Annotated in this window: 15 protein-coding genes and 2 pseudogenes; 8 read left to right on the forward strand and 9 right to left on the reverse strand. The window is 58.7% G+C overall.

Translation table 11 applies throughout. The features are described 5' to 3' along the window. Positions 1 to 171: 171 nt before the first annotated feature. Both NQ491_RS03305 and NQ491_RS03310 read right to left on the reverse strand, forming a co-directional pair. Positions 172 to 1,107, reverse strand: a complete 936-nt coding sequence (locus NQ491_RS03305) for a chromosomal replication initiator protein DnaA (protein ID WP_019244746.1) — start codon at positions 1,105 to 1,107, stop codon at positions 172 to 174. Between the two features lie 296 nt (positions 1,108 to 1,403). Further along, the gene (locus tag NQ491_RS03310; protein WP_019244745.1) at positions 1,404 to 2,393 is read right to left on the reverse strand and encodes a nucleoside hydrolase; all 990 of its coding nucleotides are present in this window, start codon (positions 2,391 to 2,393) and stop codon (positions 1,404 to 1,406) included. A 316-nt stretch (positions 2,394 to 2,709) separates the two neighbouring features. Between NQ491_RS03310 and NQ491_RS03315 the strand changes: the two genes are divergently transcribed. Further along, positions 2,710 to 4,041 (forward strand): Gfo/Idh/MocA family oxidoreductase, encoded by a 1,332-nt coding sequence (locus NQ491_RS03315; protein ID WP_019244744.1) that lies wholly within the window; start codon positions 2,710 to 2,712, stop codon positions 4,039 to 4,041. 973 nt (positions 4,042 to 5,014) lie between these two features. On the opposite strand, the gene NQ491_RS03320 is transcribed toward NQ491_RS03315, so the two are convergent. From NQ491_RS03320 to NQ491_RS03330, 3 genes are all read right to left on the reverse strand, one after another. After that, positions 5,015 to 5,623, reverse strand: coding sequence for a hypothetical protein (locus NQ491_RS03320; protein ID WP_147524903.1), 609 nt, complete (start codon positions 5,621 to 5,623; stop codon positions 5,015 to 5,017). 172 nt (positions 5,624 to 5,795) lie between these two features. Beyond that, a complete protein-coding gene (locus NQ491_RS03325) occupies positions 5,796 to 7,859 on the reverse strand; it encodes a M3 family metallopeptidase (protein ID WP_019244742.1) in 2,064 nt (687 codons plus the stop codon). 68 nt (positions 7,860 to 7,927) lie between these two features. Beyond that, positions 7,928 to 10,687: a putative LPS assembly protein LptD gene (locus NQ491_RS03330; RefSeq protein WP_074431098.1), complete on the reverse strand. Its 2,760-nt coding sequence runs from the start codon at positions 10,685 to 10,687 to the stop codon at positions 7,928 to 7,930. Positions 10,688 to 10,832: 145 nt separating this feature from the next. Between NQ491_RS03330 and NQ491_RS03335 the strand changes: the two genes are divergently transcribed. From NQ491_RS03335 to NQ491_RS03345, 3 genes are read left to right on the forward strand one after another with little or no spacing between them, the layout of a single operon-like run. Next, on the forward strand, positions 10,833 to 12,017 hold the full coding sequence (locus tag NQ491_RS03335; protein WP_034282454.1) for an N-acetylmuramoyl-L-alanine amidase family protein: 1,185 nt from the start codon (positions 10,833 to 10,835) through the stop codon (positions 12,015 to 12,017). A 46-nt stretch (positions 12,018 to 12,063) separates the two neighbouring features. Then, positions 12,064 to 13,011 carry an MlaD family protein gene (locus tag NQ491_RS03340; RefSeq protein WP_019244739.1) on the forward strand — a complete coding sequence of 316 codons (948 nt, stop codon included), beginning with the start codon at positions 12,064 to 12,066 and terminating at the stop codon, positions 13,009 to 13,011. Positions 13,012 to 13,060: 49 nt separating this feature from the next. Continuing rightward, on the forward strand, positions 13,061 to 15,550 hold the full coding sequence (locus NQ491_RS03345) for an endonuclease MutS2 (RefSeq protein ID WP_026089475.1): 2,490 nt from the start codon (positions 13,061 to 13,063) through the stop codon (positions 15,548 to 15,550). A 383-nt stretch (positions 15,551 to 15,933) separates the two neighbouring features. Here the strand turns inward: NQ491_RS03345 and NQ491_RS03350 are convergent, their stop codons facing one another. Beyond that, on the reverse strand, positions 15,934 to 17,121 hold the full coding sequence (locus NQ491_RS03350; protein ID WP_019244736.1) for an SGNH/GDSL hydrolase family protein: 1,188 nt from the start codon (positions 17,119 to 17,121) through the stop codon (positions 15,934 to 15,936). Between the two features lie 368 nt (positions 17,122 to 17,489). On the opposite strand from NQ491_RS03350, the gene alr reads away from it, so the two are divergent. The 3 genes and pseudogenes from alr to NQ491_RS03365 all read left to right on the forward strand — a co-directional run. Further along, positions 17,490 to 19,871, forward strand: a complete 2,382-nt coding sequence (alr, locus tag NQ491_RS03355; protein ID WP_019244734.1) for an alanine racemase — start codon at positions 17,490 to 17,492, stop codon at positions 19,869 to 19,871. A gap of 301 nt (positions 19,872 to 20,172) precedes the next feature. Beyond that, positions 20,173 to 20,952, forward strand: a complete 780-nt coding sequence (locus tag NQ491_RS03360) for an SAM-dependent methyltransferase (RefSeq protein ID WP_147524901.1) — start codon at positions 20,173 to 20,175, stop codon at positions 20,950 to 20,952. A 202-nt stretch (positions 20,953 to 21,154) separates the two neighbouring features. Further along, positions 21,155 to 21,325 (forward strand): annotated as a pseudogene (locus tag NQ491_RS03365) (OST-HTH/LOTUS domain-containing protein); the annotation flags it as partial. A 74-nt stretch (positions 21,326 to 21,399) separates the two neighbouring features. Here the strand turns inward: NQ491_RS03365 and NQ491_RS03370 are convergent. Further along, positions 21,400 to 21,861 (reverse strand): hypothetical protein, encoded by a 462-nt coding sequence (locus NQ491_RS03370; RefSeq protein ID WP_147524900.1) that lies wholly within the window; start codon positions 21,859 to 21,861, stop codon positions 21,400 to 21,402. Then, positions 21,843 to 23,132 carry an RHS repeat domain-containing protein gene (locus NQ491_RS03375; protein WP_157365646.1) on the reverse strand — a complete coding sequence of 430 codons (1,290 nt, stop codon included), beginning with the start codon at positions 23,130 to 23,132 and terminating at the stop codon, positions 21,843 to 21,845. The genes NQ491_RS03370 and NQ491_RS03375 overlap by 19 nt, the downstream gene beginning before the upstream one ends. A gap of 63 nt (positions 23,133 to 23,195) precedes the next feature. On the opposite strand from NQ491_RS03375, the pseudogene NQ491_RS03380 reads away from it, so the two are divergent. After that, positions 23,196 to 23,375 (forward strand): annotated as a pseudogene (locus NQ491_RS03380) (OST-HTH/LOTUS domain-containing protein); the annotation flags it as partial. Between the two features lie 68 nt (positions 23,376 to 23,443). Here NQ491_RS03380 and NQ491_RS03385 read toward each other — a convergent pair. Then, the gene (locus NQ491_RS03385) at positions 23,444 to 23,905 is read right to left on the reverse strand and encodes a hypothetical protein (protein WP_147524899.1); all 462 of its coding nucleotides are present in this window, start codon (positions 23,903 to 23,905) and stop codon (positions 23,444 to 23,446) included. Positions 23,906 to 24,033: the final 128 nt, after the last annotated feature.

Genomic DNA, 24,033 nt, shown 5'->3' on the forward strand with positions numbered 1-24,033 from the left:
CAACGGCCCGACCGGAAACAGGAAACTCTGTCGCATACCGGCCATCCGAATAGCCGGGCGCAACTGTCGTCGGTCGACATGCGAGGCGCGACGTTCCGAAAGGCCGGAACGCCTGCACTGCGCAACCGTCCCGGCCGGCGCCACAGACCGCGCTGTCCGGCTATCGCTCCCCTATCGGCGGTAAGAACGGCGATCAGGCTTGTTCGTCTCGGCAGCAGAGCCTTTCGCTTCGGACGCAGGAACATGGCGGGCTCCGGATGATCCGCCGCGACGATAACCGTCCCTTTTCGAGCGGTCGGCCGCAGGCCTCGCGCCGCGCGGTCCGGGACGGGAAACGGAAGGATCGTCCGCCGCACGCGACGGACGGGGCGGCGACAACGGGCGGGTCCCCCTCGCGGGTTCGGCGATGGGTCGCCGCTTTTCGGGAGAGACCGTTCCGCCACGCCTGTAATCCGGCGTGCGGGGTTTACGTCCGTTATCGCGACGGACTTTCCCCGGAACGGGCGGAGACGCCTGTTCGCCGCGGGGCATCCGGACCGGCCCCGGATGAAACGGCCCTAAATGAGGCCGTGCGGGACGGCCATGCGGCGCGTGAGGCCGGAAATACGACCATGAGTGCTTATACAAGGGAGGATGACGATGCGGATTCCGCCGGACATAATAATCCTCCCAAAAACGACATTGGGAACGGAAACGGTCGAGTATCAGACCGAAAGCCGGAGAACCGGGCCCTAAGCCTAACCGGATGGAAACGACCGTCCAGTTACGGTCCGGACTGCCGTAATAAAGCTCCATGATCCGGCGCAACGAACGGCCTGCCCGCCGCGACAGCTCGAGACCGAACAACAGGTCGCTCGGAGAATAGCCCTTACGGAGATAATAACGCAGATCGGCCCGCGGCATCCCGTACTCGCGGGCAAGCGACACGACGAAACGGTCGCTGTAGACGGACGCATAATTGTTCATCCGGAAACCGTACTTATACAAGTCGTCGTAATCGCCGTCCATGTATTCGGCGTAATAATCGTCCTCGAAGGGACCGTCCGGCGCCGCCGGAGCATAAGCGCCCGACGACAGGCAGACGAGCAGAATCAACCATTTTTTCATCGCATCAACCGATTTGAATCGTTACTAATGGAACGTTTTCCTCGCTCCGAAAGTTACAAGGGAAACCGCCGGACCCGGTCCGGGCAAATACGGTCGCGGCCGTTTCCGCTCTCCGGACAAATCCATGCCCGCTGCCGGACAGTCCCGCTCAGGCCGTTGCTCCGGAAACAGAGATATGCCCCGCTCTCGGACCGGGCGATCTCGACGGTCCGGTCCGGGGAAGCCTTCCCGAAAGCCCTCGCGTACCCGGAGCCTCCGTTTTGCAGAATCTCCCTGATGCCGACTCGGCCGGGGAGCTACCGACCGCACACGGGTCGGTGCATCATCAGCGACTCGATCTGTTCGGCGATCTGTTCGGGCGACTGACGGAACGTCAGCCGGGCATGACGGCCCGAGGGATCGGGCGTCCAGCGGTCCGTGCTGTCCGAAGGATCGACCGTCAGCGTGCCGTGCTCGAGCCCGAATCCGGGCTCCGGTCCCCGAACGGCCACCAGTACGGCCGACTGGTCCCAACTGTTGCGACCGGCCGGGTTATCCTGCGGAAGCGACATCCTGTACGCCTCGGCCACGGGGCTGTCGGCAGGTCCCTCGGCAGCGGTACGGCGGCCGGTGATGATCTTCTCGCCTATCTCGAAACCGCTCAGTATCACCGGCGAAGGCCAATGCTCCATGACATAGGCCGCGGCCGGAGCATCCATCATCACGTTGAACTCGAGCCCTTCCGGGAAATGGCCGGCCATCGAGACCAAACGTTTCACCTTCCGTTCCACCAGCTCGCGGCCCGTGAGCTCGCTGAGCGAATCGGGCCCCGAAAGCAACAGGTCGCGCAGATTGGTGAAGAATCCGACCGTCACGACGACCACGCTCGTATCGGGCTCGCCGGCCAGCGCACGGCGGTATACCGCCACCGCATCCTCGGCCTGCGAGGCGCTTCCCGTGCGATGCGGAAACCGGGCCGGCAACTCGGAGGTCCACCGCAGGCCCTTGTGCCACGTATCCTGACTGACGGCCTCGCCCTTGGGCGCCCCCAACGGAATTTCCTCCCGGCCGAAATAAGTATTGATCACATCGATGCAGGGTACGGTCGTCTCGAGCCTGTTCGACGAAACCGTAGCGAGGATACGCGCCTCGCCCGAATCGGCCAGCGCGTGCAGCACGGCCAGCGCGCCTACGTCGTCGTAATCGGGAGCCATGTCGGTATCGAAAATCAAAGAAACGGGCGGCTCCTTCGGAGCGCACGCCGCGCAGGCGGCGGCTGCCATCAACATGCAAAGCAGTTTTTTCATAGAGTTGAGTTTTTCGGTTCACATAATACCGGGCAAGCGCATCGCCGTTGCTCCGCCGCCGCACAGGAACTCCGATCCCCGCGGACCGACGATCGAGATTCCGGACCGTGCTTTCCGGCAGAGCCCGACGTCCCCGTGCAAGAGAAAAGCCCGTCACCGCGCCGCACAGGGAAAATCCTCGCCCGATACTTCGGATAAAGATAGCAAAGAGAAAGCACTCATGCAACAAGCCGCCCCCCGGCGGCGAAATCATTTTGAATTCTCGGTCCGAATTGCTAACTTGGGCGGATAAAACCGTTATACCAATCTGAACGATATGAATGAGAAATCCAAACTGACCCGCCGCGACTTTCTGAAAGTCTCGGCGCTGGGAGCCGCAGGAGCCGTACTGATGCCGTCGGCTCTGGCTGCCGCCCCGAAATCCGCGAAAAAGAAAAGCTCGGCCAACGATACGATCGGCATCGGCTTCATCGGTCTCGGTCAACAGGCGATGCACCTGCTGGCGGGCTTCCTTACGATCGACGGCGTCCGCGTGCTGGCAGGATGCGACGTCTACGACGTCAAAAGAGCCCGCTTCGAAAAGCGCGTGAAGAAATATTACGCCGAGCACGGGCAGAAATGCAAGGTCGACCTGTACGAGGACTATCAGGACCTGCTCGCGCGGGACGACATCGACGCCGTCGTGATCGCGACACCCGACCACCAGCACGCGCTGATCGCGATCGCAGCCTGCCGGGCCGGCAAGGACGTCTACCTCGAAAAGCCGCTGACGCTGACCATATACGAGGGACAGCAACTGCGCAAGGCCGTGCGCGAACACTGCCGGATACTGCAGGTGGGAAGCCAGCAGCGGTCCGATGCCGAATTCATCCATGCGGCCAACCTGGTCCGCGAAGGCGAGCTGGGGCGCATCGAGCTGATCAAGGTGCACGTGGGAGGCTCCCCCACCCCCTATACCCTGCCCCGACAGGAAGTTCCCGCCGGGCTGAACTGGGACAAATGGCTCGGCCCGCTGCCCGAAACGATATATTACAATTCGGACCTGAACCCGGTCATCACGCTCGAGCCGGAGCAGAACGAGCAGCTTTGGGGCGCATGGCGCTGGTACAAGGGCATGGGCGGCGGCCTGATGACCGACTGGGGAGCCCACATGTTCGACATCGCGCAATGGGCCATGGGCAAGGACCGCAACGGTCCCGTCAAAATCATACCCGCCGGGTACGGTCCCTACGAGCATCTGACCTATTTCTACGACAACGGCACCCGGGTGACCGAGCAGGAGTTCGACGGAGGCAAGCAGGGCGTCAAGATCTACGGCGAGAACGGAGAGTGGATACAGGTGTGCCGCGGCGAGTTCCTTGCCTCGGACCCGAAATTCATGCCCGAGACGAAGAAAAAAGAGAGCGACGTACCCTACGAAACGCAAGTGGGGCACTATCAGACCTTCATCAATTCGATCCGCTCGCGCATCGACCCGAACGTGCCGGTCGAAGTGGGACACAGCTCGAACACGATGTGCATTCTGGGCAACATCGCCAACGAGCTGGGGCGGCCTGTCGTCTGGAACCCGATCGTCGAAAAGTTCATGCACGACCCGGAAGCCGACAAGCTGACGCACTACCAGTACAGAGACGGGTACAAGCTGTAATCTCCGTCGCTACGAAAATAAGAGTCGCCGGCCACATGAGTGGCCGGCGATTTTCGTTTTTTCCCCGATTATATGCTGTATTGTACCGGTTTTCGAGTTCCCGATGTTTCCGGCCTTCCCGTATGCAGCCCCCTTTCGACGGAGGGGACCCGCCCAATAGAAGCCTAATCGAATAGGCAGCTTATGACCGCAAATCGCGGCCAACGGTCGTTTGAAATTCCGGATGCGAACATGCTCGGTACGCTGAAGTATATAACTGTCCATTGCCCTCTCCGGCCCGGCCCCATCATGAGACGAAGCAATGCGAGCACTGCCGGCCGGACGCTCGACGGTTTCGCCGTCAAGCCGTCCCGGCGAACGACGTAAACGAAAGATGCCGAGGCATCCGGCTCCGTCGTCCGCTACGCTCCGGGGACAAGTCCGGACAAGTCGATCTCGGACCGAGAAAAGACAGGGAGCGAGTCCGGCCATCGCGCAAAACAGCCGTGGCCGGTTCCTGCTCAAAACCCGCCGTCGCCCGTCGTTTCCGCGCCTCGCATAGGGCAAGTGCATCGCCTGTCCGCAATTCCACGACCGGAAACCGTCTGTCAACCGGCAACGCAACACTTTCGGCAAAAAGAAACGGATAAACGCGAGCAGGCCGCCGAACAGACCGACGAATCGCCGATCGCCTGCGGCCGGAATACGAAAGCCCGCCCGCGACGCTGCCGGCAACACGTTCTCGTTCCGACAGCAGGAACCCGCCGGAAATCCCCGAGAGACAACTGCAAACACACACACCGAAAACAGACTTACGAATCGAAAAATCCGCCACGCAGCACGGCCGACGATCCGCTCTCGCCCCAACGACAAGACCCGCCGGAGCGGAATCTCATCGGCAACAAATCGCGGAACAGCCGTAACGACACGTACCGAAAGCAAACCGGCGAGCCGAGCGGCGCCGACGGCAAGCGGAAAGACAGCCGCGCCCGAATCAGAGATACACTTTCGTAAAAGAGAGCGTCCGGTCGTCGCTCAGCAACGCCTGCCGGTCCGGAATCAATTGGAAAGACATCCGACTACCTGCCTCGCAGTCGAGCAGCAGTACCAGCTCCGAGGCCAGTCCCCAAGAGCCGGTCGTGTGCGATTCGGTCCCGTCGCCGAAACGGGTCAGCAGGAAAGTCCGGTCGGGACGAAGGCGCAGCACCTGTCTGTGCCGAGGATCGTCGGACTCGTACACGCCCGACAGCTGATACTGCCAGTCGCATCCGCCCGCCTCGCCGAACGCGATCAGACGGTCGATCACCAAGCGCCGGACGGCGGAACCGTCCGGGACGGTATCGGAATCGACATGCGCCCGGCAGGCAAGATACACCCGGCGGCGTGGACCCGCCAGACGGCCGTACCGTGCGGTCACGTCCCGATAGGCTCCCTTTTCGCTCAACAGATAATCGACCGAAGTCGCGCAGTCCCGAAAGACGAGGGAGTCGGACGTACCGGCGATCTCGCCGGAGAAATAGTCGGGAGCGAGCTCCGCGTTGCGGTCCGAGCAAGCTGCGAAAAGCAGCCAGGCGACCGTCAGGCTCCATAATCGGATATTCATAGTCAATCTCTTATCTATCGTCTCGGCGGCCGGATCATCCGACGGCCGGATTCGCAGAAACGTACAATTCCATGTGCCGTGCCGCCGGCCGGACATCCGATATAAAAACAATAAGAATGCCTTTTTCGAGGCATTCTTATCCGTTCGTTCGGTTTTTCGAAACCGGCCTCGGCTACTCGATACCCATTTTGTCGAACAGCGCTTGCGTGTCGGGCTTATGGCCGCGGAAGCGGACATAGAGCTTCATCGGATGCTCGCTTCCGCCCTTGGAGAGAATGTTCTCCCGGAACGAGGCAGCCGTCTCACGGTCGAAAATGCCCTTCTCCTTGAACAGCGAGAAAGCGTCCGCCTCGAGCACCTCGGCCCACTTGTAGCTGTAGTACCCGGCCGCATAGCCGCCCGAAAAGATATGGCCGAACGAGGTCGAGGTACACTGCCCGTCGACGTAAGGAAGTACCTGAGCCCGGGCTATCGCTTTCTTCTCGAAATCGACGACCGGCATCTTCACCGGCTCGGAGATGCTGTGCCAAGCCATATCGCAAAGGCCGTAGGCCACCTGCCGGATATGCGAGTAGGCGGCCAGATAGTTTTTCGCGTCGAGTATCCGCCGGATCAGCTCGGCGGGCATCTTCTCGCCCGTACGGTAATCGACCGCGAACAGGTCGAGAAATTCCTTCTCGTAGGCCCAGTTCTCCATGATCTGCGACGGCAATTCGACGAAATCGCGGTAGACGGCCGTTCCGGTCAGGCTCGGATAGGTTCCGGCGGCGAAAATGCCGTGCAACGCATGGCCGAACTCGTGCAGCATCGTCGTCACCTCGTCGAACGTGAGCAGCGACGGCAGGCTGTCGGTCGGCTTCGTAAAGTTGTAGACCACCGAGATCAGCGGCCTCGTCTCGACGCCGTTCTCGACTCCCTGCTGGCGGAACTCGGTCATCCATGCTCCGCCGCGTTTCGAGGCGCGGGGGAAGAAGTCCATATACAGAACGGCCAGAAAACTCCCGTCGGCATCGAACACCTCGTAGGCTTTCACGTCGGGATGATAGACCGGAATCTCCGGATTTTCGCGCAGCGTGATCCCGTACAGACGGTTCGCCAGCTCGAACATGCCCCGCCGTACGTTCTCCAACTGGAAATAGGGCTTCGTCAGCTCTTCGCTCAGTTCGTAGCGCTCGTGCTTGAGCTTCTCGGAGTAGTAGCCGAAGTCCCAAGGCATCAGCTCGGCGTCGAAGCCCTGAGCGCGGGCGTAGCCGGCCACGGTTTCCACATCGCGGCGCGCAGCCTCGACCGCCCGGTCGAGCAGTTCCGCCAGAAAGGCGTTGACCGTCGGGGAGCTCTCGGCCATACGCTCTTCCAGCACGTAGTCGGCATATGTCTCGTATCCAAGCAGACCGGCAAGCTGCAGACGCTTGTCGGCAATTTCCTCGACAATGGCGGAGTTGTCGAACTCGCCGCCCACGCAGCGGGTGTTATAAGCTCGCCAGAGTTTCTCTTTCAGGGCGCGATTCGACGAATAAGTCATAAACGGGACCATACTGGGAATCTGCAGCGTGACGACCCATCCGTCGAGCCCGCGCTCCTTGGCCTCGGCCGCCATGCCCTCGCGGACGAAGTCGGGCAACTCCCCGACGACGGCCGGATCGGTCACATGAAGCGTAAAGGCATTCGTGGCCGCCAGCGAGTTTTGGTTGAACTGAAGGCTCAGCTCCGAGAGACGGGCGGTCAGTTCGCGGTATATCTTCTTGTCTTCGTCGGAAAGGGCCGCGCCGCTGCGGGCGAACCCCTTGTAGGTCTTTTCGAGCAATCGCCTCTGTTCGGCGTTCAGCCCCAGCGACTCCCGCCGATCGTAAACCGCCTTGACCCGGGCGAACAGCTTCGGATCGAGGCTTACGTCGTTGCTGAACTCGGTCAGCATGGGCGAAAGCTCCAGCGCGAGAGCCTGCATCGTATCGTTCGTATGCGCCTCGTTCAGGTTGAAGAAAATATTGGAGATGCGGTCCAGACGACGGCCGCTGAACTCGAGCGCCTCGATCGTATTGGCGAATGTCGGAGCTTGGGCGTTGCCGACGATCGCGGCGATGTCGGCGCGAGCCTCGCGCACGGCCTGCTCGAAAGCCGGCTTGTAATGCTCGTTCGTGATCTGCGTGAATTGCGGAGCTCCGTGGGGAGCCGTCGACTCGACGAGCAGCGGATTGACGTCCGCGCCGGACGCGCCGAGCGTCAGGGATGTTGCCATACAACTGATTATTAACGTTCTTATCATGTGCTTAAGGGTTTAATAGTTTACGAATTTCGCGCACGGCCTTACCGGTCGTAAAGATTGTCGTAGAAGCTGCTGTTCTTGTCGTACTTGAGGTCCTTGAGCATGGCCGACTTGACGTTGATCGTGAAGCTCCAGCTCTTGCGGAAACCGATAGGTACCCAGTTGAAGTGCATCTGCCAGCAATGCAGGTCGCGCGTCAGCGTGAAAGTACCCGGCGTAAGTTTCTTATCCTTGAAATCGTATCCGGCGTTGAAGGTAACGCCCCACTTGGGCGTCAGGTTCACGCTGCCGTTGAAGCCGAGCGTCTGAACCACCGTGGCCGTCAGCCCCGGCTTGGAATAGCTGAAGCTGTAGTTGAACCCGATGTTCCACGGGATATTGAAGTCGTAATAGCTCGACGACATCATCTGCCGCCGGGTATTGGGGTCCAGATCGTTGAAGCCCGGTTGGGCGAACATGTCGGCGTACTCGGGAGGCGGAGCGCCCCCGCTGTTGATGTCGTTCATCGCGGGCTGCGACGACGAACTGCCGTTCCCGGGCGAGTTGAACGAGTAACCGAACGAAGTGCTGACGCTCGTCAGCCGCCCCAATTTGCCGCGCCGGAGCATGAAGCGGTTGATACGTCGCCCGTTGGCGTCCAGATCGTACGGGTCGAGCGTGGCGCTGATGTTGAGCCCCAGGTTCTTGATGAGGGTCGTGCGCAGCGAGATCGAAAAGGGAGCGAGATTCATCGAGTCGGCCAGAAAATTGTACGAGGAGCTGATGCTCAGGTTGTCGATCACCTTGATTTTCCGTACTCCGGAAGTATCGCGGTTGTCCCTCACCTTCATCTCGAGCGTCTGGGAGAGGCCGAACGAGATCGCCATGCTCCGTCCCGATCCCGGCACGCCGTAAAGTCCGTCGGAAAAGGGCGAGTACTGTTTCATGTTTCCGAGCGTATCGCTCTGCACCCACTTGTAATAGCCGTACTTGGGATCGGAGAAGTCGGGCGTGTAGTTGAAGCTCACGGTAGGCGTCAGCATGTGGCGGATCGCCCGGATCAGGCCGTCCTTCTTCTTGAACTGGAACATGCCGTAGATCTTGGTCGAACCGCTGACCGAGAAACGATAGTCGTACAGGCGGTAGAAGCCCGTCGTCGTATCTCCGGGCACATCCGTTTTGGCGACCGGGTCCCACACACGGTCGATCTTACGGAAGTACCAACGCTCCTGATAGTTGGCCGACGGACTGATGTTCAGATAGTTGAACAGATTGAACGAAGTGGAGATAGGAATCTGGTGATTGACACCGTTCTTCATCTTCTTGAACATCGCCGACGTGAACAGGTCCCTCTCCTTGACCGTCACGTTGTTGCCTAAAGTACCGGTATAGCTCAGCGAGATTTTCTCGTACCAGCGCTGCTTGCCCGACGCGTTTTTGCGCCGGAACGGATAGATGCGAGCGACGTTGAACACCACGTTCGGGAAGCTCAGCGAAACGGTCGAGTCCTGCGAGTTCTGCGAGTGAGAGAAGTTCGTCGACAGCGAGAACGGAGTGCCGGCCCACGACTTGGAGTAGGCGATACTCGAGTTGGTCTGCGTATTGAGGTACTCGCCGATGGTCTGCGAGCCGTATTTGGAGTAGCCGCTCGACGAGAAGTTCACGCTGGCCGAGAACGAGGAGTTCGGACGGAACTTGGGGTCCTGCTGATGCGTCCAGACTACGTTGTAGTTGTTCATGTTCATGTAGTTCTGGTCGCCTTTTTCGCCGATGATATCCTTCGAGAAGCGGACGTTGAACGAGCCGGAATACTTGTAGCGTTTCGTGTAACGCGAAGCCACGCTGGCCTCCCACGACCCGAACGTATAGATACCGCCGAGCACGGTCAGATCGATATAATCATTGAAAGCGAAATAATATCCGGCGTCGCGCAGGAAAAAACCTTTCTGGTTCTCCTCGCCCCACGAAGGCACGATGAAGCCGGACTGCCGCCCGCTCGTCGTCGGGAAAAAGCCGAAGGGCAACATCAGCGGATAAATCGGCACGTCCTCCATGACCAGATAAGAAGGACCCACGATCACCTTCTTGCCGGGAATCATCTTGGCTTTGGTCATGGCCAGATAGAAGTGAGGATGATCGGCGTCGCAGGTGGTGAACTTTCCTCCGGCTATATTGACCGTATTGTCCTTCATCTTCTTGACCCGGGCTCCGAGCAGATAGCCTTCTCCGTCCTGCGTCGACACCTCCTTGATCCGGGCTTTCTCGGTCTCGATGTTGTAGGTGATCGTATCCATCTCGTAGCTCGACGAGCCGTCCAGAAATTCGGGCCTCGTGGGCTTGCCCGCCACCGTGTCCATCCGTCCGTGCGCGAAAATCTCCTTGCTCTCCATATCGATCTTCATGAAGTCGGCCTTCAGGTTCTTGTCCTGATACTTCACGTCGCCTTTCTCGTAAATATAGACGAGCTTGCGGCGCGGATCGTAGATCAGCGAGTCTTCGTTATTGCCAGAAATCACATCGTCGAGAAACGGCTTGCGCTCCACACTGTCCGCCGCCAGCGAATCGGCCGGAAACAACGGCGAGCCCAAACCGGAGAACGCCGACGAATCGGCGCCGAGGGCAAGCGGACCGCCGACGGACAGGCCGGCGGAGTCGGGAAGGCCCGAGGAATCGCGCGCGGCTTTTTCCCGGGCCGGGACGGAGTCGGGACGCGGCAACGAGCCGACGCCCGCGGACGAATCGGGAACGGACACGCCCGGCAGCGTGTCGTGACGCACTCCGGCGGAGAACCCTCCGAAGACCACACCGCGGCTAAATACCATTTGTCCGAACAGGGAAAGGGACAGCAGGAGCAAGATATATTTCGTTTTTTTTAGCCGCAATTCACCACAAATATTTAACTTTGCGAAGTTACCGTTTACGTTCGCAAAAATAGTTAAAAAAAAAGAGTTCCTAACGTTTGGCGTAATGAAAGTTTTAAAACACTGTATTTTAAAGACTTCCGTTTTTTTTACGTTGTTTTTAGCCGCTTCCGTCACATCAAACGCGCAAAATAGGAAAATCGGTATAAACACCGTCGTAATCGATGCGGGACACGGCGGTCCCGACGCCGGAGCCGTCGGCAGGCTGTACAAGGAAAAGGACATCAATCTGGACGTCGCGCTCCGGTTCGGACGGATGATCAGCGAGCACTATCCGGACGTGCAGGTGATCTATACCCGCAAGACGGACGTGCTGATTCCGCTCGCCGAGCGCGGCGACATCGCCAACCGGGCCAAGGCCGACCTGTTCATCTCGATCCACATCAACAGCAACAAGTCCTCGTCGCCCTCCGGAGTCTCGGTCTACGTCATGGGCGTCGACAAGGCGAGCAAGAACATGGACGTAGCCATGAAGGAAAACGACGTGATCACCTACGAGGAGGACTACTCGACCCGGTATCAGGGCTACAAGCCGGGGTCGACCGAGTCGCTGATCATGTTCTCGCTGATGCAGTACGCGTACCAGACCCAAAGCTGCCTGCTGGCCGACATGGTGCAGAAGCAATTCGTCAGTAACACGCAAATGCAGGACCGAGGCGTCCGCCAAGCGGGCTTTCTGGTGCTGTGGCGCGCCGCGATGCCGAGCATCCTGTGCGAGTTCGGATTCATTTCGAACCCGACCGAGGAAAAGTTCATCGGATCGAAAAAGGGACGGGAGACCTACGCGCGGAGCCTGTTCAACGCTTTCAGTCAGTACAAGGTCCGGAGCGAGGGCCGTGGCACACTGATTGTTCTTGACAGCGAGAATCCGGGCGGATCCGGCGACGAGGACCGGGGCGAAGCGGGCGGCGCGACGTCGCGGCAGGAGGAATCCGGACAGGCGGACAAGCGAGGAGCGTCTTCCGACGAGCCGGTCGTATACCGGGTGCAGATCGCCAGCTCGTCGCGCAAACTGCCCAGAAACTCCTCGTCGTTCGGCCCGTACCGGGGCGAGGCAAAGGAAATGGTCATAAAAAACCTGTACAAATATTACGTCGGAGAGGCGGCTTCTTACAAAGAAGCCCTATCTTTACAGTCCGAAGTCCGCCGCCACGTCAAAGGAGCGTTTCTCGTTCCGTTCCGGGGAAACGAGCCGATCCCGATGGACGAGGCCCGGCGCTCGGAACGATAGGACGGACAACGGCAGAACGAACGCTTAACTCGCAAAACAGAACGGCATGAAACTGAAACTGAGCAGAGAATTCAAGATAGGTTTTTTCGGAATACTGATGATCGCAGCGCTTTACTGGGGCGTCAATTTCCTCAAGGGAACCGACCTGTTCACGTCGAGCGTACACTATTACGCGGCCTACGATCAGGTGAACGGTCTGCAGCCGTCGGCCGCGGTGGTCATCAAAGGCTATAAGGTCGGCACGATCAGCGACATCAGCTACGATCCGCAGCGCTCGAACAACGTGGTCGTCGAATTCGCGATCAAGTCGAAGTTCAAGATTCCGAAAGACACGAAGGCCCGTATCTTCAGCGACGGCATCATGAGCGGCAAATCGATCGAGCTGGAGCTTGGCCGTTCGGACGCATATCTGCACGAAGGCGACACGCTGTTCTCGGAAATCAACAAGGATTTTCTGGAAGTGGCCGGAAGCGAGTTCGAGTTTCTCAAGCAGCGGGCCAACGACGTGATCAGCGAGATGATCGTCACTCTCCGCGGCATCAACAAGCTGCTCTCGGACAACAGCGCGAACCTGAACGCCACGATCGGCAACGTAGCCGCCATCACGGGGGACCTGCGGTCCGTCGTCGCGGATGAGAAAGGCTCGCTGCGCGAAACGATCTCCAACGTCAACGACCTGTCGCGCACGCTGCGGGACAAGACGGGACAGATCGACCGGATCTTCACGAACGTGGAACGCTTCAGCGACTCGCTGAGCCAGTCGCGAATTCCGACGCTCGTCGCCCAAATGAACGGCACGCTCGCGGAACTGAACCGTACGCTCGCGAAAGTCAACGACGGGGACGGGACGGTCGGCAAGTTCGTCAACGACCAAGCGCTGTACGACTCGCTCGTTCAGGCCTCGTCGAACCTGTCGGCACTGCTTCTCGACCTGAAGCAGCACCCGGGCCGCTACGTCCATTTCTCGGTGTTCGGACGGCGCGACCGGAACTGACGGCCCGTTCTCAGAAAGGGCCGTTCATTCACCTTTGGTTCATAAAAACGTGATTTACCCCGACAATTTCGAAAGCAAGATAGGTTTCGACCGCATCAAAAGCCAGATCAAGGCGCTCTGCGTCACGCAGGGCGCGGCCGACAAGCTCTCCGAAGCCGAATTCAGCAACGACTACGACACGGTCGTGCGCAGACTCGAGCAAACCTACGAGATGCGGACCGCGCTGATGCTCGAAAGCGGATTCCCGGACGGCAGCTTCGTCGATACGGAGCCTTTCCTGAAAAAGGCCGCCGTTATAGGCGCATTTCTGGACGTGGAGGAAATCGTCGCGCTGCGCAAGGGACTCTCGACGGTCCACGCGCTCGTCGCCTTTTTCGGCGGCCGGGAAGACGGAAAGTACCCCCGGCTCCGGGAATTGTGCCGGGACGTGAGCGGATTTCCGGCGATCATCAACCACATCGACTCGATCGTCGACAAGTTCGGACGTATCCGGGACAACGCCTCGGCCGAGCTGTTCGCGGTCCGTCGCACGATCCGCGAGCGGGAGGGACAGGCATCCCGCCGGCTGCTGCAGATCATGGGTGCGGCGCAGGCTTCCGGTCTGGTCGACGCCGACGCCTCGGTCTCGGTCCGCGACGGACGGGCCGTGATTCCGGTCTCGGCCGCCAACAAGCGAAAGATCAAAGGGTTCGTCCACGACGAGTCGGCTACCGGCAAGACGGTTTACATCGAGCCGGTCGAGGTCGTCGAAATCAATAACGAGCTCAAGGAGCTGCAATACGAGGAGAGGCGCGAGATCGTGCGCATTCTCACGCGGTTCACGGACGCGATCCGGCCCGACCTGCCGGACATTCGCCGCTCGGGCGACTTCCTGACGACGATGGACTTCATCCGCGCCAAGGCTCGCTTCGCGCTGGCGAACGACTGCACGATGCCGATCGTCGAGCGCGCGCCGCAGATCGGTCTGAAAAACGCCCGGCATACGCTGCTCGCGCAAACCCTGAGGCGGGAAGGCAAGCCGATCGTTCCGCTCGAGCTGACGCTGACGCCTCAGAAGCACATTCTGGTCATTTCGGGCCCGAACGCGGGAGGCAAGTCCGTTTGCCTGAAAACGGTCGGGCTGCTCCAGTACATGATGCAGAAAGGATTTCTGATCTCGGCCTCCGAGAACTCGGAAATGGGCCTGTTCGACGACCTGTTCATCGACATAGGAGACGAGCAGTCGATCGACAACGACCTGAGCACGTACAGCTCGCACCTGCTGAACATGAAGAACATCCTGCGCGGCGCGACCGGCCGCTCGCTGGTGCTGATCGACGAATTCGGAACCGGAACCGAGCCGGTCATCGGAGGCGCGATCGCCGAGGCGGTACTGGAAAAGCTGGAGCAGAAGCGCTGCTTCGGAGTCATCACGACCCACTACTCGAACCTGAAATATTACGCCAGCAACGCCGAGGGCATCCTCAACGGCGCGATGACGTTCGACGTGCAGAACATCCGGCCGCTGTTCCGGCTCGAAACGGGCAAGCCGGGAAGCTCGTTCGCGATCGAAATCGCCCGGAAGATCGGGCTGCCCGAGGAGATCATCCGCAATGCGGCGGACAAGGCCGGCAGCGACCACGTCAATATCGAGCGGCAGCTGCGCGAGATCGCGCGCGACCGGCGCTATTGGGAGCAGAAGCGCGACAAAATACGACAGACCGAGAAACGTGTGGACGAGCTGGCCGAAAAATACCGCTCGGAACTGGAAGCGATCCAGGCCGAGCGGAACCGCCTGATCAAGGAAGCGAAGAGCGAGGCCAAGCAGATCACCTCGGAGGCCAACAGGCAGATCGAGCAGACGATCCGCACGATCCGCGAGTCGCAGGCCGATAAGGAAAAAACCCTGCTCGTCCGCCGTAAAATGGACGATTTCCGCGAACGGCTCGAACAGCAGGAGGCCGACAGTTCGCTGATCGACCGCAAGATAGAACAGCTCCGCCGCCGCGAAGAGCGCCGCTCCGAACGCAAAAATGCGAAAACGGCCGGAAAGCAGGCAGAACAGCCGAAAGAGGCCCAAAAGCCGCGCGCGGTAGAACCGGGCGCCAAGGTACGGATCAAGGGGCAGGACGCCGTCGGGGAGGTGATCGGCCTGAGCGGTAAGCGCGCAACGGTCGGTTTCGGACAGATCCTGACGACGATCGACCTGAACCGATTGGAGCCCATATCGAACGCGGAATACAAAAAGGCGACCCGCGAGCTGCGCCCCGCGGCTCCGCCGACGAATTTCAGTACGGCCGAGCGGAGGCTCCAGTTTCACGAACAGATCGACGTGCGCGGCATGCGCGTAGCCGAGGCAGTCGAAACGGTGCAGGACTTCGTCGACGAGGCGATCATGCTCGGGTTCTCCGAAATCCGCATCCTGCACGGCAAGGGAACCGGCGCGCTGAAGGAGGAGATACGCAGCTACCTGCGGACCGTACCGCTCGTCCGCAGCGCGAAAGACGAGCACGAGGAAATGGGCGGAGCGGGCATCACGGTCGTCAAGCTGGACATTTGAGGCTCCTGTGCCCTGCCACGAAACCGACCCGTCGCGCGCTTCGGCCCGTCAAATGACCGGAAGAACCGTCGCCCGGAAACAGGGAACAAAAACAGCCATGCGAACATACCGACCGACAAAGGCGCCGGCCGGATTGCAAGAACCCGTCTCTCCTGCACGGAATTCGCCCGTACAATCATGCGCGCTCTCCCCGATCGAACCGGCAGAGCCGAAACCCGGATTCCTTCCGGCGCACCGGCACTTCATTCGGTCCGTTTCCCTTTCGCGCTTCTGGCCGGCCCCTGCTCGAAACGCCCGGCCGACACAAATAGCAGCCACTTTCCGGATGTTCGGCAGAATCGTACCCCAAACGACCGACCGGGCTACGGCAACAGGCCGGCCTCTCATTCGTAAATCTCGGGAACGTCGAGCAGCGTCCGAAGATACATCAAGCGCGATCCCCGAACGTTCGGATGATGATAATAAACATGGCCGCCCCCATAGTCCTCGCGCCACATCGTCGACGTATCGACCTGCAAACCGTCGCGATCCACCGACGTGGCCAGATCGAAGCGGCAGCCCCGGATCGCGTAACGGCGGCGCACCCGCTCGATCAATTCGTTTGTTTCGACCTGCGTGCCATGCTCGTTGCACGGTATATTGTTCAGAATCGGCACGGCTCCTTGCGAACGAATGTACTCGACCAACTCGCACAGCTTCCGCTCCGTATTGCCGCCGTTGGTGCCGATCGTCACCATGACGTACTTCGCGCGCACGTACGGCAGTTCGTTGCGGATGCGCTCGAGCAGCTCGTCGATCGTCGTTCCGCCCCGCCCGCTGGACATGGCACGACCGCCGATCCGGGCCAGGATCAGCTGTACCCAGCTTCGAGAAAAGTCCCGGGCCGGATAGTAGCCCTCGGGCTCGGTGATCGAATCGCCATAGAGCAGCAACGTCAGGTCGCAAGCAGCGGCCGTCACGACGATACTGCGCACGAGCATGCCGGAGCCTCTCTCCAGACCGAAACAATAATAGTCGTACTGACGTCCGACGAAAAAGCCTACAGGCTGAACCGCCCCGGTTCCGCAACCGCCGGAGCCGTCCATCGTAGCCTCGAGACGGGCCGATTCGCCGGTATGAAGATCCGCAACCCGCAACCGGACGGTCTGATAGTCTCGTTCGATCTCGACGAGGTATTCGTGACCGGGAGTCAAAAACCCGGCGACGGTCTCGACGACGGGATCGGTAGCCATCGAAACGCTCTTCGAGGCCATATCCACATAGGCTTTGAAGTCGCCCTGATCGCTCCGGAAAACAGCCCTGCAGCCCGAGTCGAGACGCACATGGTAGCGCACCGTGCGCTCGGCAAGCGAATAGTAGCGGTTCAGCCGGATCAAACCGCCCGGTTCGACGATCCGGAGTCCATCGGACGAAAGCACGGGCTCGACGCCTTCGAACGAGAAGTCGGCCAAGGAGGACGTATCTTTCCACTCGCAGCGATACAGTAAGACGGTCGGCGATCCGGGCTGCCCGGACAAAGAGACGAAAGCCGACAACATACAAGCCGCTGCCAGCGCAAACAAGTTCTTCATGCTATTTCTGTTCAGAAGCGCAGCCGGGTTTAGCCGAGCCGAACGATAAATATAAGGTTTATACAGCCCATTTCCAAGCGCAAAAGACCTGGCCGGCGAAAATCCGGGGGAAAGCCTTCTCCGAGAAACGTCCGAACGCTCCGAACGGAAGCTCCCCGAACGTCCGCACAGAACGGTTCGCCTCCGGCACGCGGCACGACGGAGCGGCGAGGAAAGCCTTCCGTACCGGCCGGCCTCAGACCGGCCGAATCCGCCGGACAAGACATCGCATCGGAACAAAGCGATTCCGAATTTCGCCGGTCCGCAAACGGCTGCGAAATACCTTTGCGAAAAATTCGCTTACTTTGTATCCTATTTAGCTCGAAAAAATGAAATACCGATTGAAAGAGCTCGCCTCGCTCTGCGGCGGCGAACTTCTTGGCACCGACGCGACCGTCATGCGCGTATCGACCGACAGCCGAACGCTGTCGGAACCGGACGGCACGCTGTTCGTCGCGTTACGGAGCGCCCGCCGCGACGGAAACCGATACATAGCGGAACTGTACCGTCGGGGCGTACGCGCCTTTCTGACCGACTCGCCGGTCGATGCGAAAGCCTACCCGCTGGCGGGATTCGTCCGCTGCGCCGACTCGCTCGAAGCGCTGCAAAGGCTGGCCGCCGATCACCGGACCAGCCTGAAAGGAACGGTCGTCGCCATCACGGGAAGCAACGGCAAGACCGTCGTGAAAGAATGGATCGCCCAGCTCTGTCCGCCGCAGATCAGGCTGTTCCGCAGTCCGAAAAGCTACAACTCGCAGATCGGCGTCGCGCTGTCGCTGCTAATGGCCGAGCCGGACGACCGGATCGTGCTGATCGAGGCGGGTATCTCGCAGCGGGGCGAAATGGCGCGGCTCGAACGGATGATCCGCCCCGATCTGGGCATCGTCACGAACATAGGCGACGCGCATCAGGAAAATTTCGACTCGCCCCGGCAGAAGGCCGACGAGAAGCTAACGCTGTTCGAGCATACGCCGACGATCGTCTACAACGCGGCCGACCCGCTGCTCGCCCGCCTCGTCCCGGAACGCTACGATGACCGGAAGCTGATCGGCGTCGAGCCGGCAGAACGCGAGCTGGACGGACTACCGTTCGACGATCCGGCCTCGCGCGCGAACGCCGCGCTCGCGCTCGCGCTGTACGGCGCGCTGGGCTTCGACACGGAGCCGATCCGGAAGCGGCTGCCCCGGCTGCAAAGCGTCGCCATGCGGCTCGAGCTCAAGGACGGCATAAACGGTTGCAAAATCGTCAACGACACGTACAACTCGGATATCAACTCGCTCGAAATCGCGCTGCAATACCTGTCGGCAACGAGCGGAAACCGCGATAAGGTACTGATCCTCTCGGACATCGACCAGAGCGGACTGCCGTCGGACGAGCTGTATGCCCGCGTGGCGGAGCTCGTTCGCGCGAACGGCATATCGGAGCTGATCGGCATCGGCGAAGAGATATTCCGCCATGCCGCGTTGTTCGACTGCCGGAAGGAATTCTATCTGTCGACCGACAATTTCCTGAAGGCCGGCGAGCGGGCGCGCTTCGTCCGAAAAAGCATTCTGCTCAAGGGCGGACGACGGTTCCGGTTCGAGCGGATCGGCCGCGTGCTCGAGAACAAGATTCACACGACCGTGCTGGAAGTCGATCTCGACCGCATGCAGCACAACCTGAACTATTTCAGGGGACTGCTGCGTCCCGGCGAACGGATGATGGCCATGGTCAAGGCCGCAGGATACGGCAGCGGCACGTTCGAGGTGGCGAACCTGCTCGAGCGGCAAGGCGTCGACTTTCTGGCCGTCGCTTTCGCCGACGAGGGCGTCACGCTGCGCGAGGCGGGCATCACGATGCCGATCGTCGTGCTGAACGCCGATTCGGACAGTTTCGACCTGATGCTCGACTACCGGCTCGAGCCCGAGATATACAGCCGCTCGTCGCTGCGCTCGTTCACCGAGGCGGTCCGCCGTCACGGAGCCGGCCGCAGTCCGATCCATATCAAGCTCGACACGGGCATGCACCGGCTCGGATTCGAGCGTGCCGACATCGAACCGCTGATCGACACGTTGCGCGAGACCCCCGAAGTGTATGTCCGGACGGTCTTCACGCATCTGGCGGGCAGCGACGAGGTGCGCCACGACGATTTCACGCGCTCGCAGATCGCGCTGTTCCGCGAGCTGAGCGACCGGATCGCAGCCGCTTTTCCCGAACTGCACATTCTGCGTCACATCGATAACAGCGCGGGCATCGAGCGCTTTCCGGAAGCGCAGTTCGACATGGTCCGGCTCGGCATCGGGCTGTACGGAATCGGCTTCGTGCATCAGGAAAACCTGCTGCCCGTCAGCACGCTACGCAGCCGGATCGTGCAGATCAAGGAGATTCCCGTCGGCGACACGGTCGGATACGGACGCCACGGCGTGGCGAAAGACCGTCCCGTACGGACCGCGACCGTCCCGATCGGCTATGCCGACGGACTGAACCGCCGCCTGAGCTGCGGCCGATGGAGCTTCATCGTGAACGGACGCAAGGCTCCGATCTTCGGCAACATCTGCATGGACACCTGCATGATCGACATCACCGGCATCGACGCTCGGGAGGGAGATACGGTAACGATTTTCGGCGACGGAGCCACTGTCATCGAAATGGCCGAAGCGCTGGGGACGATACCCTATGAAATCATGACGAGCGTATCGACCCGCGTCAAACGCGTCTACACCAAGGAATAAACGGACCGGACGTTTCGGCGCGCACGATATCCGCATCCGCCTGTCCGCTCAAGCGAAGCGTCTCCGCTGTGCGCCGGCCGGCACACGGACGCGTAAAACCTCGACGAAACGACCGTTTACGGCGAAAAAGCGTCATGCCGCATCCGGCCTCGCTCCGTCGCAAAAGACGTCCGTTTTTCGCCGGCAGAAAAGAGAATAGGTCCCGGAACGGCAGGAAACGGACTTCCCCGTCCGTATGCGCCGGAGCGACAGGCGGACGGGACGGCCCCGGAAACACGGAAAACGACAAAACAGCAAAGGCATGCCTTACGGAACGATCTACATGCTGCCGACCCCGATCGGCGACCGGCCGGTCTACGACGTCCTGCCGGAATACAACCGTGCCGTCATGGCGCGGCTCGACTATTTCATCGTCGAAAACGAGCGCACGGCCCGCCGTTTCCTGAGTCGGGCAGGCATCGGCAAGCCGATAGACGGTCTGCGGATAGCCGAGTTGAACGAGCACACGACGCCGGAACAGGTAGCGGAACTGCTGGCTCCCGTACTCGGCGGCGCCGATGCGGGCGTACTGTCGGAGGCGGGTCTGCCGGGCGTGGCCGATCCGGGAGCCGACCTGACGGCGCTGGCCCACCGGCACGGAATCCGCGTAACGCCGCTGGTCGGCCCGTCGTCGATCCTGCTCGCGCTGATGGCTTCGGGCCTCAACGGGCAGTCGTTCGCATTCAACGGCTATCTGCCTGTCAAGCACCCCGAGCGGGGACAGGCGATCCGCCGCCTCGAGCAGCGGGCCCGGACCGAGGGACAGTCGCAACTGTTCATCGAGACTCCGTACCGAAACCTGAGGTTGTTCGACGAGTTGACGAGCCTGTGCGCCGACGACACGCTGCTGACCGTAGCGGCCGACATCCTGCAACCCGACGAGCTGATCCGCACGGCCCCGGTCCGCCAGTGGCGCGGCCACGCGCCCGACATACACAAGCGACCGGCGATCTTCATCGTCGGCACGCAAGCTCCGCCGGAAAAACGCGGAATCGGAGCCCCGAACCGAAAAGAGAGGAGCGCCCGACGACGGTCACGCTGAGACGACCCGGCCGGATACTCCGGAACCTCCGTCTTTTCCGCTCCCGCCTGTCCCTTTCCGTTTACGGGTCCGTCCATTCCCTTCGGTCAGATCGGCGAAGCGCATCGGAGCGTCGCGAATTCGCATATATCTCAAACGAGGAAGGCGCCGGAACGTTTCCGTTCGCCCGTTTACGACAGGCTCATCCCAAGGCCGTGTCAATAAAGACGAAATGCCGCTCTCGCAGGTCGGAACGGCGCTCAAGAAGCTGATGCCCAAATACCGTATCAAGCGCTACGGGTGCAAAACGCTCGGAGAGCTGTACGAGAGGCTCGACCGGTACGAGCTCGTCAAGACGGAGAAAAGGGTGGCGGGAATGGCGAGAAGGAAATAATTATAATCGGATAAAAATAGAGGCTGACTAACATCTTAAACGTTAGTCAGCCTCCTTTGCTTTTGTCCTAAAAGTTATTCTATTATTTCTCTTCCATATGTTCGATCGGATTCCAATTCTAAATATTCACTAATTGCTTTCACATACTGAACGACTTGATCCGATGACAAATGCAGTGAATCCATCGCTCGTGTAAATTCATGTATAACTTCTTTGGGAGCATCGAAACCTGCATTGTCAAAGATAAATAATCGTCCATCATTGAATATAAATATCCTCCTTGGAAAATGCGGTCCCATTCCCTTAAAAGAATAGATTCCGTTTTTAAAATCATAATCGGTAGGATCGATGTAATTATAAACATTAGCTTCTGCATTGCATCGAGTTGTAGTCGTCGATTTATATGCTTCCCTTAGTTTTACAGCGATACTGTCGGGAACGATAACTCTCGGAAAAGGATTATCTTTCCCGTTCTGCGCATATGTATTGCATATGCACAAAGTAAAGAAAATCAACATTAAAAATCTATCCACCATCGTGATTTATTTAAAATTTTATACTCCTTCATAATTTGCCGCTCAACCGCATTCGGCTTGACCTCCCTGTCTTCCCTAACTTGGTACTTTGTCATTTCCTCCTTTATATCCTTATGTATTTCAGACTTATCCGTTGCATGGACTCCTTCATGAGCGACGACTGCACCGATTGCTTGCTCTAAAGTCAAACCTTGATGTTTTCCCTGCCCTTGTTCGAGCTGTCCTTTTATGGTGCCTTCGTAAATGATTATGGAAGCTTCCGTAATGCCATATGTGCCATCTGAATTCACCTTTCGAGCGTAATTATCACTTTCGTTAAAATTTCCTTGAACAGCTTTCCCATAAATCTGGGTAAGTTTTCCGTCCACTGTTCTCCCCGTTTTTGATTCAGGGCTAATACTCAATTTTACTTTAATGTCGGACTGGTCCATCCTCCTCAATTGGGTTCTTCCTGTAGGTGTTCCATACAATGCTTTGGCAGCTCTCATCACATCTATTGTTGCATTCTTTGAAAAACTCAATGTACCGTTTCTATTGTATGTGATAACAATTTTGACACCATTATGATCCACAAACTCTTTACCATCGGGATCAATCAAAGAAACCGGATTTCCAGCGCAATAGTTATAGGGTGAAAGATAAAAGTGCTTTTCCGCCATCGGGTCCTGCGTGAACCATCTTCCCAGCGCCGGGTCGTACATTCTGGCTCCGAAATCGAGATACCCCAGATCTCCGAGCGTCTGCTCCTCCTTGCCGCTGAAACGGTAACGGTTCGTCGACACTTTGCTCGTCGGGTCCTTCCAGCGACTTCCCGAAGGGTAATAGTCGTTCGACTCGCAGACCGTTCCGGACTGATCCTCCACTACGCGGACGCTCCCCAGATGATCCGTAACGAAATACAACGGGGAATAGCTCCCGCTCGTCTTCGCTATACGTCCCTCGCCGAATGCGGCGCTCTCCAATGACAAAGAACCTCCTTCGACGGTGTAGACCAAATCGCCGCGATAGCGGAAGCCTTTTCCGTCGCCTCCGACCGCCTGACGCTTCCGACCGTCGACCGAATAGGTGTACTCCACAAGCGTCGATCCGCCGTCGTCCTGCACCCTCCGAACCAAATTTACAAAATTATATTGGAATTTCAGTCCTTTTCTGTAATCGTTCGTCATGTTGCCGTTCGAGTCGTAGCTATAACCCATCCGCGCAGTAGGACCGGGAACGTACACGTCGTTCGTTGCCATGGAAGCCGTGGCACGCTCGGTCAGATAACTCAACTGATTCCCTTCGTACTCATAGAACAATCGTCGATGGTATGACTCAATGAACATAGTCAAAAAAAAGACGAAGTGCCGCTCTCGCAGGTCGGAACGGCGCTCAAGAAGCTGATGCCCAAGTACCGCATCAAGCGCTACGGGTGCAAAACGCTCGGAGAGCTGTACGAGAGGCTCGATCGGTACGAGCTCGTCAAGACGGAGAAAGGGGTGGCGGGGATGGTGAGAAGGAAAAACGACTACTAAGCTACCATTTGCGTCTGAATGTAGAAAAACAGGCCTCGTTTGGAGGCCTGCTTTTTAAAGATAAGAAGTCACTTTTCTGGAGCCAGGTAGATACGGGGGCCACAGAAAATTGAAATATCATCAGGTCTTGCAGCAATATCTTCATAGGGTTGATTTCTATACCATACGGCTACTTTCGCATCGAAAAGATCCCAAAGTTTTTCGTTTCCTTTATGATCGAAATAAAATAAATTCATGATGTGATCCATTTCTTTTGTATATATCCTCAAACCCATTAAAATAACAGACCGAACAACTATCGGTTTCGATACATCACTCAATGGATATTCGAAATCAACCCTAATATACGGACGAACAATTAACGTATCTTCAATACCGGGATAACTCAGACAAATGCGCGATTTTCCCTGACCATAATCCTTTTTCGTGTCGATTACCACCGGAATATCGGCTTTCCTTTCTTGCCCGTAGCACAGACAAATAACCGAAACGAAACAGCACAATGCAGCAATCGATAATTTGCTTTTCATAACCGGAGCAATTAGAAACGCTATGATTCAAAAATAGTCTCTAATTCGGAATTTATGAAACACCCGGCAAACGATTTTTTTCCTTTTTCCCTTTCTCGTATGGTCTTGGATCAAAGACGCAATGCCCC

The sequence above is a fragment of the Alistipes ihumii AP11 genome (assembly GCF_025144665.1).
Lineage (GTDB): Bacteria > Bacteroidota > Bacteroidia > Bacteroidales > Rikenellaceae > Alistipes_A > Alistipes_A ihumii.

Excerpts from the sequence above, each read along its gene's own strand:
- NQ491_RS03305 (WP_019244746.1), bottom strand. The coding sequence starts at position 1,107 with ATGAAAAAATGGTTGATTCTGCTCGTCTGCCTGTCGTCGGGCGCTTAT.
- NQ491_RS03310 (WP_019244745.1), bottom strand. The coding sequence starts at position 2,393 with ATGAAAAAACTGCTTTGCATGTTGATGGCAGCCGCCGCCTGCGCGGCG.
- NQ491_RS03315 (WP_019244744.1), top strand. The coding sequence starts at position 2,710 with ATGAATGAGAAATCCAAACTGACCCGCCGCGACTTTCTGAAAGTCTCG.
- NQ491_RS03320 (WP_147524903.1), bottom strand. The coding sequence starts at position 5,623 with ATGAATATCCGATTATGGAGCCTGACGGTCGCCTGGCTGCTTTTCGCA.
- NQ491_RS03325 (WP_019244742.1), bottom strand. The coding sequence starts at position 7,859 with ATGGCAACATCCCTGACGCTCGGCGCGTCCGGCGCGGACGTCAATCCG.
- NQ491_RS03330 (WP_074431098.1), bottom strand. The coding sequence starts at position 10,687 with ATGGTATTTAGCCGCGGTGTGGTCTTCGGAGGGTTCTCCGCCGGAGTG.
- NQ491_RS03335 (WP_034282454.1), top strand. The coding sequence starts at position 10,833 with ATGAAAGTTTTAAAACACTGTATTTTAAAGACTTCCGTTTTTTTTACG.
- NQ491_RS03340 (WP_019244739.1), top strand. The coding sequence starts at position 12,064 with ATGAAACTGAAACTGAGCAGAGAATTCAAGATAGGTTTTTTCGGAATA.
- NQ491_RS03350 (WP_019244736.1), bottom strand. The coding sequence starts at position 17,121 with ATGAAGAACTTGTTTGCGCTGGCAGCGGCTTGTATGTTGTCGGCTTTC.
- alr (WP_019244734.1), top strand. The coding sequence starts at position 17,490 with ATGAAATACCGATTGAAAGAGCTCGCCTCGCTCTGCGGCGGCGAACTT.
- NQ491_RS03360 (WP_147524901.1), top strand. The coding sequence starts at position 20,173 with ATGCCTTACGGAACGATCTACATGCTGCCGACCCCGATCGGCGACCGG.
- NQ491_RS03370 (WP_147524900.1), bottom strand. The coding sequence starts at position 21,861 with ATGGTGGATAGATTTTTAATGTTGATTTTCTTTACTTTGTGCATATGC.
- NQ491_RS03385 (WP_147524899.1), bottom strand. The coding sequence starts at position 23,905 with ATGAAAAGCAAATTATCGATTGCTGCATTGTGCTGTTTCGTTTCGGTT.